This window comes from Candidatus Omnitrophota bacterium (assembly GCA_040755155.1).
In the GTDB taxonomy this organism is placed as follows: Bacteria; Hinthialibacterota; Hinthialibacteria; order Hinthialibacterales; family Hinthialibacteraceae; genus JBFMBP01.
This window is the reverse complement of record JBFMBP010000100.1, coordinates 1-2,236: the sequence shown is the minus strand read 5'-3', so window position 1 is coordinate 2,236 and position 2,236 is coordinate 1. Positions and strand designations below refer to the sequence as shown.

Annotated in this window: 2 protein-coding genes; one reads left to right on the top strand and one right to left on the bottom strand. The window is 45.6% G+C overall.

Annotated features, from left to right (window positions below):
* Positions 1–311 (top strand): hypothetical protein (locus tag AB1656_15010; GenBank protein MEW6236692.1); only part of this gene is annotated, 311 nt, incomplete at its 5' end.
* Positions 312–332: 21 nt separating this feature from the next.
* On the opposite strand, the gene AB1656_15005 is transcribed toward AB1656_15010, so the two are convergent.
* Positions 333–2,033, bottom strand: a complete 1,701-nt coding sequence (locus tag AB1656_15005; GenBank protein ID MEW6236691.1) for an AAA family ATPase — start codon at positions 2,031–2,033, stop codon at positions 333–335.
* Between the last annotated feature and the right edge of the window lie 203 nt (positions 2,034–2,236).

The window sequence follows — 2,236 nt, the reverse complement described above, 5'->3', positions numbered from 1 at the left end:
TGGAAGGAGCAGGAACGGTCTCTTGGAGGGACGGTAAGAATACTCTCCAAACTCAACCCGCCGTTTTATCTTCCGCCTGGCGGACTCCAACGGATGCGCGCAAGATCGCCATTGTCAATATCGCTGACGAAGAACGAACAGTCCAGCTAAAAATGGATCGCCGCCATATTGACAAAGGGGAGAACCAAAACTGTCAACTTACTTCCGAAGACGGGAAAAGCAAAATCGAATTGATCCGGGAAGAAGGCGGACGCTGGCGTGGATCGCTAAAACTCGCCCCGCGCAGCGCGCAGGTATGGATTCTGCAATAGCGTAAGGCGAAACAAGCGTGTTTATTTTTTGCGATATTGAAAGGCCTCTTGAATGGCGTCGAGTTTTTCTTTCACTTCCGGGACGATTTCGTCAGGACGCATTTCTTCTGCGATTTGGTAATAATCCGCCTTGCTTATGGAAATCTCTGCCTTCTTGAAAAATTGAGGCAATATCGTTTTACTTACCGGCGTGGATATAAAGTAATCATGATCTTTCAATGGCTCGCGTAAAATAATGGGGGGCAATTCTTCCTTAAGATAATCCTCCGCTATAGAACTTAGCAATGGGATTCCTTTGGATTCAATGAAACGTATCAATACTTGCGGATTCAACAAATAACTTTCCGCCTCGTATCTTGTCCAGCGTCCAATTTCAAGATTCACGCATCCCATATCATGATCGCTTATCCGGCGATTGTCTCCATCCAGCAAAAGATATCCTTTCATAGCCGGTTTGACGCCTCGCAGAGCAAAAAAATGTCCCTTTGCTTCTTTCGGATCGCATCCCTTATTGTCATGCCAAAAAGGATTGGAATTAAACCAGTCTTTCAAATCGTGATTTAGGACATTGGCCCATGCTTTCAACAAATTGAAATCGGTCTCGCCTTCCACATACAAAATCCCCGGCGATAGTTCGGCGCGCAAGATGTCGGCGGCGGTCAGGCGTTTCAGGGATTCGCGAACTTGATCGCGTTCGTCTTCGCAAATAAGGATGTGAGGTTTTTGATAAAACGATAAGATCATTTCCGGGCTGGTGGCGTCGATCAATACTTCGGAATGAGTGGCGATAATCAACTGGCAGGATCGTTGTCTGGCTTTGCTTCTTAACATATCGTAAATTTGCTTTTGCAGAATCACATGAAGATGAGCGTCCGGCTCATCGAGCAAAAAAACCGTGGCGGGTCTGGCATAAAAAAAGGCCAAAAGCAATAAAACTTGATGAAAACCGCTGCCGGCGCTGGCGATATCCAATTGGGGAAAGCCGTTTTTCCCTTTTCCTCGCGGGACGCCTTTCAAATATTCGCAAAGAATATAAGGGCGTCCTTCATATTCCGGCGGCGACAATCGATATCCAAATATCTCTTCTATTTGCTGGCATAATTCATTCCAATAGCTTTTATCCTCTTGTTGGTAAACTTCCAAGAGTAAATTCCGCAAGATATCTCCCGCTTTTCCTTGTCCAATCAATAAATCTTGATAGGGGCGATCGTAGCGCGTCTCTTCCGCTCCGATTCCGGAAAAAGGAGGAACATGAACGATAGTAAAATCTTGAATAGGGGTAGGAATGTTATCAATATATTTTTCGGAAGGTTTGACATAGATTTGTTCGCTGCTTTGATATCGAAATTCGAAGGCTAATTCCCAACGCTCGGCGCCCTCTTTCCCTTCGATAGCAATTTCTATCACTCTGGGATAGCCCGGCTGTCCTTCATCCTTTTTTTGCGATACGGCAGTATTTGTCCATAGCAATTTCATATCCCGCAATGGCAATGCCGTAAAATCCTTACGGGTGATAGGAGCGCCTGGCCGTTTTTTCGCTTTCGATCCCGCCCCACGTTCCATTAACCATTTGGTTAAAGCCAGCCGCCAAGCGACAATCGCTTGCAGAAGGGATGTCTTTCCGGAATTATTGGGGCCAGCAAGGACGATATGATCGGATAAGATGAATTCCTGATCTTCAAATTGCTTAAAATGTTTTACTTTGACTTTTGAGATCATCATTTTCTCCAAGTCATGTTATCGCCTAGCATTCTAATTTATCCATTGGATTATCGAAAAAAAGGCAAGTATATTTTGTTCAGTTTCCCACCGGCATGACCAACCGGAAGCCGACATAGTTGCCAAGAAAATCGGGAGTGCGAGGGTATCGGTAAGCCGAGCGGCAATATTGGGCGATAGCCCCATAATACCCGCCGCGATAAACG